12 protein-coding genes are annotated in these 12,631 nt (G+C 64.4%); 11 read left to right on the plus strand and 1 reads right to left on the minus strand.

What is annotated here, in order from left to right; translation table 11 throughout:
* Positions 1-78 precede the first annotated feature (78 nt).
* From mltG to HNO52_RS07865, 9 genes are all read left to right on the plus strand, one after another.
* On the plus strand, positions 79-1,083 hold the full coding sequence (mltG, locus tag HNO52_RS07825) for an endolytic transglycosylase MltG (protein WP_197568588.1): 1,005 nt from the start codon (positions 79-81) through the stop codon (positions 1,081-1,083).
* Positions 1,084-1,107: 24 nt separating this feature from the next.
* Positions 1,108-1,761 carry a dTMP kinase gene (tmk, locus tag HNO52_RS07830; protein WP_197568589.1) on the plus strand — a complete coding sequence of 218 codons (654 nt, stop codon included), beginning with the start codon at positions 1,108-1,110 and terminating at the stop codon, positions 1,759-1,761.
* On the plus strand, positions 1,752-2,753 hold the full coding sequence (locus tag HNO52_RS07835) for a DNA polymerase III subunit delta' (protein ID WP_197568590.1): 1,002 nt from the start codon (positions 1,752-1,754) through the stop codon (positions 2,751-2,753). Before tmk ends, HNO52_RS07835 begins: the two co-directional genes overlap by 10 nt.
* A 24-nt stretch (positions 2,754-2,777) precedes the next feature.
* Entirely contained in the window at positions 2,778-3,113 is a 336-nt protein-coding gene (locus HNO52_RS07840; RefSeq protein ID WP_197568591.1) for a PilZ domain-containing protein, read from the plus strand.
* A 49-nt stretch (positions 3,114-3,162) separates the two neighbouring features.
* Positions 3,163-4,008 (plus strand): TatD family hydrolase, encoded by an 846-nt coding sequence (locus HNO52_RS07845; protein ID WP_197568592.1) that lies wholly within the window; start codon positions 3,163-3,165, stop codon positions 4,006-4,008.
* A gap of 33 nt (positions 4,009-4,041) precedes the next feature.
* Positions 4,042-4,596, plus strand: a complete 555-nt coding sequence (locus HNO52_RS07850; RefSeq protein ID WP_197568593.1) for a DUF1285 domain-containing protein — start codon at positions 4,042-4,044, stop codon at positions 4,594-4,596.
* Positions 4,593-6,824: an ATP-dependent helicase gene (locus tag HNO52_RS07855; RefSeq protein ID WP_197568594.1), complete on the plus strand. Its 2,232-nt coding sequence runs from the start codon at positions 4,593-4,595 to the stop codon at positions 6,822-6,824. Before HNO52_RS07850 ends, HNO52_RS07855 begins: the two co-directional genes overlap by 4 nt.
* A complete protein-coding gene (locus tag HNO52_RS07860) occupies positions 6,821-7,642 on the plus strand; it encodes a sulfurtransferase (protein WP_197568595.1) in 822 nt (273 codons plus the stop codon). The genes HNO52_RS07855 and HNO52_RS07860 overlap by 4 nt, the downstream gene beginning before the upstream one ends.
* A gap of 89 nt (positions 7,643-7,731) precedes the next feature.
* Positions 7,732-8,709 carry a Gfo/Idh/MocA family oxidoreductase gene (locus HNO52_RS07865; RefSeq protein WP_197568596.1) on the plus strand — a complete coding sequence of 326 codons (978 nt, stop codon included), beginning with the start codon at positions 7,732-7,734 and terminating at the stop codon, positions 8,707-8,709.
* A 91-nt stretch (positions 8,710-8,800) separates the two neighbouring features.
* Here the strand turns inward: HNO52_RS07865 and HNO52_RS07870 are convergent, their stop codons facing one another.
* Positions 8,801-10,471, minus strand: coding sequence for an electron transfer flavoprotein-ubiquinone oxidoreductase (locus tag HNO52_RS07870; protein ID WP_197568597.1), 1,671 nt, complete (start codon positions 10,469-10,471; stop codon positions 8,801-8,803).
* 346 nt (positions 10,472-10,817) lie between these two features.
* Here HNO52_RS07870 and HNO52_RS07875 point away from each other — a divergent pair, with 346 nt between their 5' ends.
* Both HNO52_RS07875 and HNO52_RS07880 read left to right on the plus strand, forming a co-directional pair.
* Positions 10,818-11,567 carry an electron transfer flavoprotein subunit beta/FixA family protein gene (locus HNO52_RS07875; protein ID WP_197568598.1) on the plus strand — a complete coding sequence of 250 codons (750 nt, stop codon included), beginning with the start codon at positions 10,818-10,820 and terminating at the stop codon, positions 11,565-11,567.
* Positions 11,568-11,581: 14 nt separating this feature from the next.
* Positions 11,582-12,508: an electron transfer flavoprotein subunit alpha/FixB family protein gene (locus HNO52_RS07880; RefSeq protein WP_197568599.1), complete on the plus strand. Its 927-nt coding sequence runs from the start codon at positions 11,582-11,584 to the stop codon at positions 12,506-12,508.
* Positions 12,509-12,631 lie beyond the last annotated feature (123 nt).

The raw sequence follows: 12,631 nt of genomic DNA on the forward strand, positions 1-12,631 counted from the left end.
CATGGCCAGGCGGTCTTCGCCGGCTTGTTTCCGCGGAGTGAGTGTCGTGGGCAATGAATAGGGCAACGAGGAAGGCGCATGCTGCGTTTGGTCAAGTTTCTGGTGGTGCTGGTCGTCTTGGCGGCCGTAGCGGTGTTCGCCGGCTATCGCTATTGGCAGAGCCGGCTCGACGCCCCCATCGCGGTGGATGAGGAAACCCTTTACGAAGTACCGCGTGGGGCGGGGTACAACCGAGTCATCGCGGACCTCGAGGCGCGCGGTGTGATCGAGGACGAGTGGGTGTTTCGCCTGTTGACGCGAGTCGAACCCGATACCACTCCGCAGTTGCGAGCCGGCGAGTACATGCTCGAGCCGGGCATGAGCGGGCGTGAACTGGTCGAACTGCTCGGCAGCGACCGGGTCGTCACCTATCCACTGACCATTCCGGAGGGCTGGAACTTCCGTCAGATGCGTGCCCGTCTCGATGCCGCACCCAAGCTCGAGAGCCGCACCGCTGACCTCAGCGACGAGGAGATCATGGCACTGCTCGACCGCGAGGGGCGTCACCCCGAGGGCTGGTTCTTTCCCGACACCTATCGCTACCACAAGGGTATGAGCGACGCCGACATCCTGCGTCAGGCATTGGCACGCATGGAGCAAGTGCTGGACGAGGTCTGGGCAGAGCGCAGCGACGACCTGCCTATCGAGACGCCCTATGAGGCGTTGATCATGGCGTCACTGATCGAACGTGAGACCGGAGCCCCCGAGGAGCGTCGCGAGATTGCCGGTGTCTTCAAGCGTCGCCTGGAGCGCGGCATGCGCCTGCAGACCGACCCGACCGTGATCTATGGCATGGGTGACCGCTACGAGGGACGTATCACCCGCGCCGACCTGCAGGAAGCGACTCCGTACAACACCTATACCATCGATGGCATGCCACCGACCCCCATCGCCATGCCGGGGCGAGCCGCGCTCGAGGCCGCCGTCGATCCGCTGCCCGGCGAGACCCTCTACTTTGTCTCGCGGGGCGACGGTAGGCACCACTTTTCGCGTACGCTGCGCGAACACAATAATGCCGTGAACCGCTACATTCGCAACCGTTGAGCGGCCGGACGCACAGGAGCTCCGATGCAACAGCGTGGACGATTCATCACTCTGGAAGGCGGCGAGGGAGTCGGCAAGTCGACGAATCTGGCGTGGGTGGCCCAGTGGCTGTTGGCACGCGGCGTCGAGGTGGTGCGCACCCGGGAGCCGGGCGGCACGCCGCGGGCCGAGGCCATTCGTGAGCTGCTGCTCTCGCCGCAGGTCGACGAACCGTTCGCCGACGATGCCGAGTTGCTGCTGGTATTCGCCGCCCGTGCCCAGCACTTGGCGCAGCGCATTCGTCCTGCACTAGAGCGTGGCGCCTGGGTACTTTGCGACCGTTTCACCGACGCCACCTTCGCCTACCAGGGGGGTGGACGTGGCATCGACCCGGGCCGTATCGCCGAGCTGGAGCGCTTCGTGCAGCAGGGGCTCGAGCCCGATCTGACGCTGCTGCTCGATATGCCGGTGGACGCCGCCCAGCGACGCCTGCAGGGTCGCCTGGACGCCAGCGGCGACACTCGCGATCGCTTCGAGCAGGAGCACGCAGCCTTCTTCGAGGCCGTGCGGCAAGCCTATCTGGCACGTGCCGGCGCAGCCCCCCGGCGGGTGGCGGTCGTCGATGCGGATGCCCCCTTGGAAACCGTGCAGGCGCGCCTTGCTGCATGCCTGGATGAGCGGCTCGGGGCATGGCTGTGAGCGAGCCCTCTCTGCCGACCCCGCTGCCCTGGCAGGAGCCGCTGTGGCGACAGTTCCTGACGCTGCACCGCGGTGCTCGGCTGCCTCATGCGCTGTTGCTTTCGGGGCCGCATGGTGTCGGCAAGCAGCGCTTCGCCGAAGCTCTGATCGGCTATTTGCTGTGCACCTCTCCGGGCGAGGTGGCCTGCGGTCATTGCCACGGCTGCCGCATGCTGGCGGCCGGCTATCATCCCGACCTGCTGCGAGTCTCACCGGAAGAGGGCAAGCGGCAGATCCGTATCGACCCCATCCGCGAGGTCAATGCCTTCGTGGCCCAGACCGCCCAGCAGGGGGGCTATCGCGTGATCGTGCTATCGCCGGCCGAGGCGATGAACGTGGCCGCCGCCAACGCGCTGCTCAAGAGCCTTGAGGAGCCGGGGGGGCGGACCCAGTTCGTGCTGCTCGCGGACGTTCCTTCGCGCATGCTGGCCACCATTCGCTCGCGCTGCCAGCACTGGAGCCTGCCGCTGCCGCAGCCCGAACTGAACCTGGAGTGGCTGTCGACGCAACTGGGCGGTCGCGAAGAAGCCGCGTTCTGGTATCAGGTCTCGGGCGGCCTGCCGCTGCTGGCGGCCGAGCTGGCCACCCCCGAATCCAGGGCGTTGCGCAAGCAGTTGCATGAAACCTTCGATGCCTTGGTGCGCGGCGCTGAGCCGGTAGCCGAGGCGGCCCGCCTCGACCGACAGTCCCTGGAGTCGATCCTGTGGTACGGTATTGCCTGGCTCGAGGATCTCATCCGCCTGGGCTTGTCGGGGGAAACCGAAGAAGTACGCAACCCCGACCTGTTGCCGCTTTACCGCCAGGCGGTCAAGAACGCCCGGGTGCGGGACTGGTTCCGGCTACTGGACTTCGCCCGCGAGCAGCGCCGTTTATTGGCTGCGGGCGGCAATCCCAACCCTCAGCTGGTCCTCGAGGCCTGGCTGGTACGCTGGTCGACCCTGCTGCGCTCCTGACGCAGGGCGAAGGGAGGAGAACTCATGGCACCGCAGAAGGCCTTGTCACTGACGATCCAGGACGAGCAGACGCTGCTCTCCGCCTATATGCCGCTGCTGGAACGGGGCGGTATCTTCGTGCCCACTCGCGAGCGCTACGAGCTGGGCCAGGAGGTCTATCTGTTGTTGACCCTGCCCGGCGAGAGCGAGCGAGTGCCGGTGACCGGCCAGGTCGTGTGGGTCTCGCCCGATGGCGTGGCAGGAAGGCGAGTGCCGGGTATCGGTATTCACTTCAGCCATGAGGACCAGGCCGTGCGCGGCCGTATCGAGGCCCTGCTGGCAGGCCAACTGGACAAAGGCGCCCCGACCTATACCCTGTGATGGTAAGCACTGCCGTTTCGGGCCATACAACTGACGAGTTTCACCCTGCATGTTTGTCGACTCTCACTGTCACCTCGACCGCCTCGATCCGAAGACTCACGACGGCAGCCTCACCGTCGCTCTGGAGGCGGCCCGCGCACGCGACGTGCGCCAGTTCCTTGCCATTGCGGTGACCCTCGAGGACGTGCCGAGCCTGGCCGGGATCGCTCGTGAGCACGCCGACGTGGCGATCTCCGCTGGCGTGCATCCGATGCATTTGCTTGAGCGCGAGCCCGACCTCGAGCTTATCAAAGAGACGGCGGAGCGCTTCGGTGCCGTGGCCATCGGCGAGTGCGGGCTGGATTACCATTATCTCGAAAAGACGCCTGAGCACGTGCCTTCGCGGGAGGTGCAACGCGAGCGCTTCAGGTGTCAGTTGATTGCCGCCACCGAGCTCGAGCTGCCGGTGATCGTGCATACCCGCGATGCCCGCGAGGACACCCTGGCACTGATTCGTGAACACAGCGATCCGGCCATCGGCGGGGTGCTGCACTGTTTCACCGAAGACCTCGAGATGGCGCGGGAGGCGGTTGGTCACGGCTTCTACATCTCGCTGTCGGGTATCGTCACTTTTCGTAATGCCGAGAGCCTGCGCGAGGTGGCGCGCCGTGTGCCTCTCGACCGGCTGCTGATCGAGACCGACAGCCCCTACCTGGCGCCGGTGCCGCATCGCGGCAAGCCTAACGAGCCGGCCTGGGTAGTGGAAGTGGCCCAGTGCATCGCCAGAGAGCGTCGTATCAGCATCGACGAGGTTGCCATGCAGACCACGGCCAACTTCTACCAGCTGTTTCGCCAGGCCGCTCCGGAGGTATCTGACGAGACTCGCGATGTCCTGGCCCGGGCCGGCCTGGTGTAGCCAGGGGGAGAATTTCATGTCGAAGGGACAAGCATGAACCTGGACCCACTGCTCAACCACGTCGAGCCCGATGGGGTCATTCCTCCTGTGGACCGCTGGCAGCCGACCCAGGCCGGGGAGATGGACCTGGAGATTGCCGCCGACGGCCGTTGGTTCCACGAAGGCAGCGAAATGACACGCGCCCGCCTGGTCAGGCTGCTTTCGACGCTGCTGCGACGTGAACACGACGGCCACTATTATCTGGTCACCCCGGTGGAGAAGCAGCGTATCCATGTGGTCGATCGCCCCTTCGTCGTGGTCGATGCCGAGCAGGACACGGCAGGGGATTGGTGGTTCACTACCAATGCCGGCGACCGCTTGCGACTGGACGACGTGCATCGGCTGCAGCTGAGTGCCACGCCTGACGGCACGCAGGTGCCGGAGGTGCCAGTGCGCTTCGGCCTCTCGGCCCGTCTGGGTCGCAACGTCTTCTACCGCCTGGTGGACTGTGCCGAACAGCGCCAGGAGGAGGGCGGTGGGAACGAACTCGGCTTGACCAGTGCAGGCGTATGGCAGCCGCTGGGCAATTTGCCCGCCGAGGCTCCGTGAGGCTGACCGTCGAGCAGCGTGCCGTTGTCGAGCACGATGCCGGTCATGCCCGGGTAGCCGCCGTGGCGGGTGCCGGCAAGACTACCACCCTGGTTGCGCGCGTATTGCACCTGCTCGCACGCGGGGTCCCGGCGAACCGGGTCCTGGTGTTGATGTTCAACCGCTCGGCGCGCGACGACTTCCAGCGTCGGCTCGTCGAGATGGCGCCAGTGGGCCAGCGCCTGCCGGACGTGCGTACCTTTCATTCGCTGGGACATCGTCTGACCGCGAGCCTCACCCGCTGGGGCGCACTGGCACCGCGCCGACTGATCGCCGCCGATTGGCAGGTGGAGCGGCTGCTGCGCCAGGCTACCCTTGACGTACTGGAGGATGGCGAACAGCGTGAGATGGCTCTTGAGGCCGATACCCTGGAGGCGCTGGCGCTTTTCTGCGGCCTGGTGAAGGCCGAAATGATGCCGGCGGGCACCCTCCTGGAGCGGCTCGATTACGACGAAGGCACCGAGCACTTTGCCGAGGCCTTCGAGCGCCTCGAGGCGCTGCTCTTAGAGCACGGTCTCATGACCTATTCCGACCTGCTCTATCGGCCCCTGCGCGCGCTGGAGGCGGATGCCGGCTTGGTACGACGGGTCCAGGGCTTTCTCGACCAGGCGATCGTCGACGAGTACCAGGACATCAACCAGGCCCAACTGCGCCTGCTGGCACTGCTCGCCGGACGCGACGCCGACGTGATGGCGGTAGGGGATGCCAACCAGTGCATCTACGAGTGGCGGGGAGCCCATCCCGACACCATGCGCGAGCATTTCACCGCGACTTTCGGTGCGGCGACCGATTACCCGCTCTCCACCACCTTCCGCCATGGCCACTCGCTGGCACTGCTGGCCAACCATGCCATCGCCGCCAATCGGCGGCGGCCCGACCAGCTATGCCTTGCCGCCCCCGGTAATCCACGCACCGAACTGACCGTCGAACAGGGGCGAGCGGCGTTACTGGCTACCCTCGACAGCTGGCAACACGTCGGGCGAGCGTTGAGCGAGGCGTGCTTACTGGTGCGCAGCTGGGCATTGTCGGTGCCCGTTCAACTGCAACTGCTGCAAGCCGGCATCCCGTTTCGCCTCTCCCGCGAGGATCGCTTCGTCTTCCGTCTGCCACTGGTGCAGGCACTCGCCGGCTACCTGCGCCTGGCACGGACCCCGGCCTTGCTGCTCGACCCGGCACATCTTCTGCGCATGTTCGAGCAACCCACACCGTTCGTTGCCCGTGAACGTCTCGTTGCCCTGACACAGCGGCTGGCGCAGACGCAGCACTACCCTGAACGGGACGATCCCTTGCTGGCCGGCCTCAAACCCATGCAGCGCCGCAACCTGAAGCGGCGCTGGACGCTACTGTGTGAACTTCCCCGTCTCGGCCGCTGGGAGCCGGCGCGTCTGCTGACGCATGTGATCGACTCCCTGGATGCCGAAAAGGTACTCAAGCGCGCCGCCGCACGCCGCGAGAAAGGCGAAGAGGACGTGCGCCTGCTCGACGTGCTCGTCGAGCAGGCGGGGGAGACACGTGACATCGACGCCTTCATCGAACTGCTCGAGCGCCCTGTCGAAAATCATGCCGACGGGCTGCTGATCACCACCGTGCACGGCGCCAAGGGATTGGAATGGCCGCTGGTGATGGTCGCAGGCGTCAATGAAGAAGATTTTCCCCACTACAGCCGCGACAATCCGCTGTCGCCCGAGCGTCTGGAAGAAGAGCGACGCCTGTTTTACGTTGCCGTAACCCGCGCATGCGAGCGCCTGCTGCTGCTACACGACGGTGGCGACCATCGTCCCAGTCGCTTCCTTGCCGAGACGGCATGGGAAGATTGCCGCCAAGTCGCGGCTCGGCTGTCGGACCCAGCGCAGGGAGATGCCTCGCTGACAGTCGCTTCACCCGAGCTGGTCTCGCGCTACCTGGCCGCAGTGGATCGTGAGGGTGTCAAGTTGACGCAACGCGCACCAGCAGTTGCTGAGCCGGGCGCGACCTATTCAACACAGCCGTATCGCCCCGGGCAATGGTTGCGCCATGCGGTATTCGGCGAGGGCGAGGTCGTGGTGGTGGAGGGCGATCCCGCGGATCCGGTCATCGAGGTAAACTTCAAACAGGCCGGGCGGCGTCGCCTGTTGGCCTGCCGAGCTCCCATTGAACTGCTTGCCAGCGAGGGGGCGCGTACCGTGCCTGTCCAAGGAGAACGCGCATGAGCCAAGTGCTGATCACTGCCGCCGAGCTGGCCGCGTCGCAGCAAGGACGAAATCCACCCAGAGTTCTCGATTGCCGTGCCCGGCTGGGTGATAACGCAGCCGGTCATCGCCTGTGGGAAGCCGGGCACGTGCCGGGTAGCCTGCATCTCGACCTCGATCGCGACCTTGCGGCAGAACCCGGTGCAGGCGGCCGCCACCCATTGCCGCCGTCCGATGCCTTTGCCGACACGCTACAGCGGCTCGGAATCTCACCTGCCGTCCCCGTTGTGGTGCTGGACGACATGGGCGGTCAACTGGCCGCGGCTCGGGCCTGGTGGATGCTGGCCGTGTGGGCGGGCCATCCTGACGTCCGCGTACTCGACGGGGGGCTGCGTGCCTGGCAGGAGGAGGGCGGCGAGCTTGAGCTGGGACAGGAGGTGCAACCCGAACCGAGCCGCTGGCAGCCGAGCTTCGATGACAGCGCCTGCATGAGCGCAGACGAAGTCTTCTCGGGGCGGGAACTCAAGGTCGATGCCCGTAGTGAGGAGCGCTTTCGCGGTGAGGCCGAGCCCATCGATCCGGTTGCCGGACACATTCCCGGTGCGGTGTGTCGACCCAGTGCTGCCAACCTGACCGAAGCTGGACGCTTCAAAGCGTCCGAGACGCTGGATGCCGAGCTTCCCCGTGGCGAGGCCATCGTGGCTTACTGCGGCTCAGGCGTGACCGCCTGCCACAACATCCTGGCTTATGCCATTGCCGGTCGCCCCATGCCCCGACTCTTCCCTGGATCGTGGAGCGAATGGGTTCGTGACCCGTCAAGGCCGGTGGCACGAGGCTGACTGAGCTAGGCTTTAATTACCTGTGAGCGACCTGCAGGTCAGCCGAAGGACAGGGAGCATGGCGGTCAAGGGAACCGAGGGAGAAGACGATGAATTTTGCCCTCATCGGAGCTGCCGGATACATCGCGCCTCGACACATGCAGGCTATCAAGGAGACGGGACACACCTTGGTAGCGGCTTACGATATCAACGATTCGGTAGGCATTATCGATTCCATCTCGACCGACTGTGCGTTTTTCACCGAGTTCGAGAGCTTCATGGAGCATGCCTGGTGGCTCAGGCGGCAGAAGGGGAAGGGGGTCGACTACTGGGTGGTTTGTTCCCCCAACCATTTGCACAGTGCGCACATTACCGCCGGGCTGTACCTGGGCTGCGATGTGATCTGCGAGAAGCCGCTGGTGTCTATCCCGGCTCAGCTCGATGAGCTTCGCTGCATTGAGCGAGAGACCGGGCATCGCGTATACAGCGTCATGCAGCTACGCCACCATCCGGCCATTCATGAGTTGCGTGACAAGGTGCTGACCGAGCGACGCGAGGGCCGATACGAGGTCGAACTGACCTATATCACGGTACGCGGGCCCTGGTACTTGGTCAGTTGGAAGGGCGACCCGCGAAAATCGTTCGGCGTGATAGCTGAAATCGGCATTCACTTCTTCGATATGCTGTACCTCATCTTCGGCGAGCTGCAGAAGCTGGTGCTGCACTACCACGACGAGCACAAAGCCGCCGGCTATCTCGAATACGAAAAGGCGCGGGTACGCTGGTTTCTTTCCATCGATGCCGAGGATCTGCCCGAGCGCGTGAGCGGCCAACACTCCACCTATCGCAGCATCACCTGCGACGGAGAAGAGTTCGAATTCTCTAGTGGCTTCACTGACCTGCATACCGTCAGTTATCGCGAGATCCTAGCCGGCCGCGGCTTCGGTATCGACGCCGTGCGACACTGTCTCGAGACCGTGCATGAGCTGGGTCTGTTAACCCCCGAGCTACCGCGCGCAGATGAAGCGCACGCTCTGCTGTCTCGGCTGGTGTCGGCAACCACCCAGGCTGCCGCTGGTCGCAGCTGAGTGAAGGCCACGGGCAGTTCTTCCCGAGTTTCTCTTCTTGCAGCACGACGAAGGGCGTGCCAATGGCACGCCCTTCGTCTGCTTGTCACCCTTACATGTTCGGGTAGTTGGGTCCGCCGCCGCCCTCCGGCGCTACCCACCTGATGTTCTGCGCCGGATCCTTGATGTCGCAGGTCTTGCAGTGCACGCAGTTCTGGAAGTTGATCTGGAAGCGTGGCTTGCCGTCGTCGTCTTCCACTATCTCGTAGACCCCGGCCGGGCAATAGCGCTGAGCGGGCTCGGCGTACTTCGGCAAGTTCTCCTGAACGGGAATTGCCGGATCCAGCAGCTTCAGATGGCTCGGCTGGTCCTCCTCATGGTTGGTATTCGATAAAAATACCGAGGAGAGCTTGTCGAAGGAGAGCTTGCCGTCGGGCTTGGGGTAGTCGATCTTTTCGAACTTTTCGGCCGGCTCGAGGGCAGCGTGGTCCGGCGTGGTGTCGTGCAGGTTGGGCAGTTTTCCGCCGAGCAGTTGGTTGACGAAATTGTAGGCCCCACCGCCTACGGTGCCGTACTTGTGCAGCGCCGGGCCGAAACTGGCGGTCTCCTCGAGTTCGGCGTAGGCCCAGCTCTGCTCCCACTTGTGGCTGAAAGCGGTCAGCTCACGTCCGCCCTCGTCACCATCGGCCAGCGCCTCGAATACCGTCTCGGCGGCCACCAGGCCGGATTTCATCGCCGTGTGCAGCCCCTTGATCTTGGCGAAGTTCAGCGTACCGGCATCGCAGCCGATCAACAGGCCGCCGGGAAAGGTCATCTTCGGCAGGCAGTTGAGGCCGCCCTTGGTGATGGCCCGTGCCCCATAGGCCACGCGCTTGCCGCCCTCGAGGTGCTTGGCCAGCACCGGGTGATGTTTCATCCGCTGGAACTCGTCGAACGGCGAGAGCCAGGGGTTCTTGTAGGAGAGGTCCATGATCAGGCCGACCACCACCTGATGGTTCTCGGCATGATAGAGAAACCAGCCGCCGTGGGTGTCGCTGGCCAGCGGCCAGCCCGAACCGTGCAGCACCAGCCCCGGCTCGTGCTTCTCGGCGGGGATGTCCCACAACTCTTTGAGGCCAATGCCGTAGTGCTGGGGGTCCTTGCCCTCGTCGAGCTTGAAGCGCGAGATCAGTGCCTTGCCCAGATGGCCGCGGGCGCCCTCGGCGAACAGCGTATACTTGGCGCGCAGCTCCATGCCCGGCATGTAGCTGTCCTTGGGTGTACCGTCAGCGGCCACGCCCATGTCGCCGATGAGGATGCCGCGCACGGTGCCGTCTTCGTCGTGGATCACCTCTTGGGCAGCGAAGCCGGGGAATACCTCGACGCCGAGCCCTTCGGCCTGTTCGGCCAGCCAGCGGCACAGGTTGCCGGCGCTGATCACGTAACGCTTCATGTCGCCGCCGGTATTGTGCATGCTCTTCGGCACCAGGGCGTTGGGCAGCTTCTGGGCCTTTTCGGCATCCTTGAGCAGATAGACCTCATCGCGGGTCGCGGGGGTGGTCAACGGGGCACCACGCTCTTCCCAGTCGGGGAACAGCTCTTGCAGGGCGCGAGGCTCGAAGACGGCCCCGGATAGAATATGTGCACCCACCTCGGAGCCTTTCTCCACCACGCACACCGTCAGCTCCTGACCTGCCTCATTGGCCTGCTGCATCAGGCGGCAGGCGGCCGACAGCCCCGAGGGGCCGGCGCCAACGATCACCACGTCGAAGTCCATCGAATCGCGTTCTACTTGCTCAGACATGCCAGTCGCTCCTCCCTCGGCTTCGGCGTCGGAACCGTGCCACCAACGTCGAAGTAAAATAAAACGGTCGTTTGCTTCTCGATATTCTACATGATAGGCATAATAAACGACTCAGGACACCCCTACGATGGCAATGTAGGATAACACCGCACTGTCAGGGGATTGTTGCCACCATTCGGCCTGTGGCACATTGGCAAGGTTTTTTGGTTTGATGCCTATCAAACGCTTGCATGAAATATAAAGGAATACCAACCGGTTCTAAGGGATCGTTGACCTTCCTTGAAGGCGCTGGGCGTCAGCGAGTCCAAAACCAGACGGTTCACCCATCGAACCAAGCGAGGACACCATGAAAGTACTCGTCGCGGTCAAACGCGTCATCGACTACAACGTCAAGATCCGCGTCAAGGCGGATCACTCCGACGTCGACCTCACCAACGTCAAGATGGCCATGAACCCCTTCTGCGAGATCGCCGTGGAAGAGGCCGTGCGGCTGAAGGAGAAAGGCGTGGCCACCGAGATCGTCGCGGTGACCATCGGCCCCAAGGCCGCCCAGGAGCAGCTGCGCACCGCGCTGGCGCTGGGTGCCGATCGTGCCGTGCATGTCGAGACCGAAGAGCGCGTCGAGTCGCTGGCGGCAGCCAAGCTGCTGGCCAAGGTGGTGGAAGAGGAGCAGCCCGGGCTGGTCATCCTCGGCAAGCAGGCCATCGACACCGATAACAACCAGACCGGCCAGATGCTCGCCGCGCTCGCCGGCCTGCCCCAGGGCACCTTCGCTTCCGAAGTGCAGGTGGACGGGGACAAGGTCCAGGTCACCCGCGAGATCGACGGCGGCCTGCAGACCGTCGAGCTGACCCTGCCGGCCATCGTCACCACCGACCTGCGCCTCAACGAGCCGCGCTACGCCAAGCTGCCCGACATCATGAAGGCCAAGAAGAAGCCGCTCGACGTCAAGACCCCGGCCGATTACGGCATCGAGGTGGCCAGCAAGCTCACGCTGCTCAAGGTCGAATCGCCGGCCGAGCGCAAGGGCGGCATCAAGGTGGGCTCCGTCGACGAGCTCGTGGACAAACTCAAGAACGAAGCCAAAGTGCTTTGAAGGGAGCCGATTTCATGAGCATCCTGGTTTTAGCCGAACATCACGACGGCGTCCTGGTTGGCGCTACCGCCCACGTGGTTGCCGCCGCCCAGGCCATCGGTGGTGACATCGACGTGCTGGTCGCGGGCGAGAACGTCGGCGCCGTGGCCGATGCCGCGGCCAAGCTCGACGGCGTGAACAAGGTCCGCGTGGCCGACAACGCCGTCTACGCCCATCAGCTGGCCGAACCGCTGTCTGCGCTGCTGGTCGAGCTCGCCGGCGACTATTCCCATATCCTCGCCGCCGCCTCCACCACCGGCAAGAACGTGCTGCCGCGGGTCGCCGCGCTGAAGGACGTCAGCCAGCTCTCCGAGATCGTCGAGGTGGTCGACGCCGACACCTTCAAGCGCCCGATCTACGCCGGCAACGCCATCGCCACGGTCAAGAGCGCCGACAGCCTCAAGGTGATCACCGTGCGCAGCACCGGCTTCGATGCGGTAGGTGAAAGCGGTAACGCCGCCATCGAGAGCGTCGACACGGTGGTCGACAACAGCCAGTCCACCTTCATCAAGCAGGAACTGGCCCAGAGCGATCGCCCCGAGCTGGCCGCGGCCAAGGTGGTCATCTCCGGTGGGCGCGGCATGGGCAGCGGCGAGAACTTCAAGCTGCTCGACGGCATCGCCGACAAGCTGGGTGCCGCCATCGGCGCCTCGCGCGCCGCGGTGGACGCCGGCTTCGTGCCCAACGACATGCAGGTGGGGCAGACCGGCAAGATCGTCGCGCCGGAGCTCTACATCGCCGTGGGCATTTCCGGCGCCATCCAGCACCTGGCCGGCATGAAGGACTCCAAGGTGATCGTCGCCATCAACAAGGACGAGGAGGCGCCGATTTTCCAGGTCGCCGATTACGGCCTGGTCGGCGATCTGTTCGAGATCCTGCCGGAGCTGGAAAGCAAGTTGTAAGCGCTGGACTAGTGCACTGACAGCCGGCCCGATGTGGCCGGCTTTCGGCGTGTTGACGCCCGCCACGTGCGGTTCATTAGGCTTGGCTATATCGAAATTTCAAATTCGCTATTAGCGTCAAGC

It is taken from the genome of Halomonas sp. MCCC 1A13316 (genome assembly GCF_014931605.1).
Lineage (GTDB): Bacteria > Pseudomonadota > Gammaproteobacteria > Pseudomonadales > Halomonadaceae > Halomonas.

Bases quoted from the DNA above. Each gene is read 5' to 3' on its own strand.
- tmk (WP_197568589.1), top strand. From the start codon at position 1,108: ATGCAACAGCGTGGACGATTCATCACTCTGGAAGGCGGCGAGGGAGTC.
- mltG (WP_197568588.1), top strand. From the start codon at position 79: ATGCTGCGTTTGGTCAAGTTTCTGGTGGTGCTGGTCGTCTTGGCGGCC.
- HNO52_RS07875 (WP_197568598.1), top strand. From the start codon at position 10,818: ATGAAAGTACTCGTCGCGGTCAAACGCGTCATCGACTACAACGTCAAG.
- HNO52_RS07845 (WP_197568592.1), top strand. From the start codon at position 3,163: ATGTTTGTCGACTCTCACTGTCACCTCGACCGCCTCGATCCGAAGACT.
- HNO52_RS07860 (WP_197568595.1), top strand. From the start codon at position 6,821: ATGAGCCAAGTGCTGATCACTGCCGCCGAGCTGGCCGCGTCGCAGCAA.
- HNO52_RS07840 (WP_197568591.1), top strand. From the start codon at position 2,778: ATGGCACCGCAGAAGGCCTTGTCACTGACGATCCAGGACGAGCAGACG.
- HNO52_RS07865 (WP_197568596.1), top strand. From the start codon at position 7,732: ATGAATTTTGCCCTCATCGGAGCTGCCGGATACATCGCGCCTCGACAC.
- HNO52_RS07870 (WP_197568597.1), bottom strand. From the start codon at position 10,471: ATGTCTGAGCAAGTAGAACGCGATTCGATGGACTTCGACGTGGTGATC.
- HNO52_RS07850 (WP_197568593.1), top strand. From the start codon at position 4,042: ATGAACCTGGACCCACTGCTCAACCACGTCGAGCCCGATGGGGTCATT.
- HNO52_RS07835 (WP_197568590.1), top strand. From the start codon at position 1,752: ATGGCTGTGAGCGAGCCCTCTCTGCCGACCCCGCTGCCCTGGCAGGAG.
- HNO52_RS07880 (WP_197568599.1), top strand. From the start codon at position 11,582: ATGAGCATCCTGGTTTTAGCCGAACATCACGACGGCGTCCTGGTTGGC.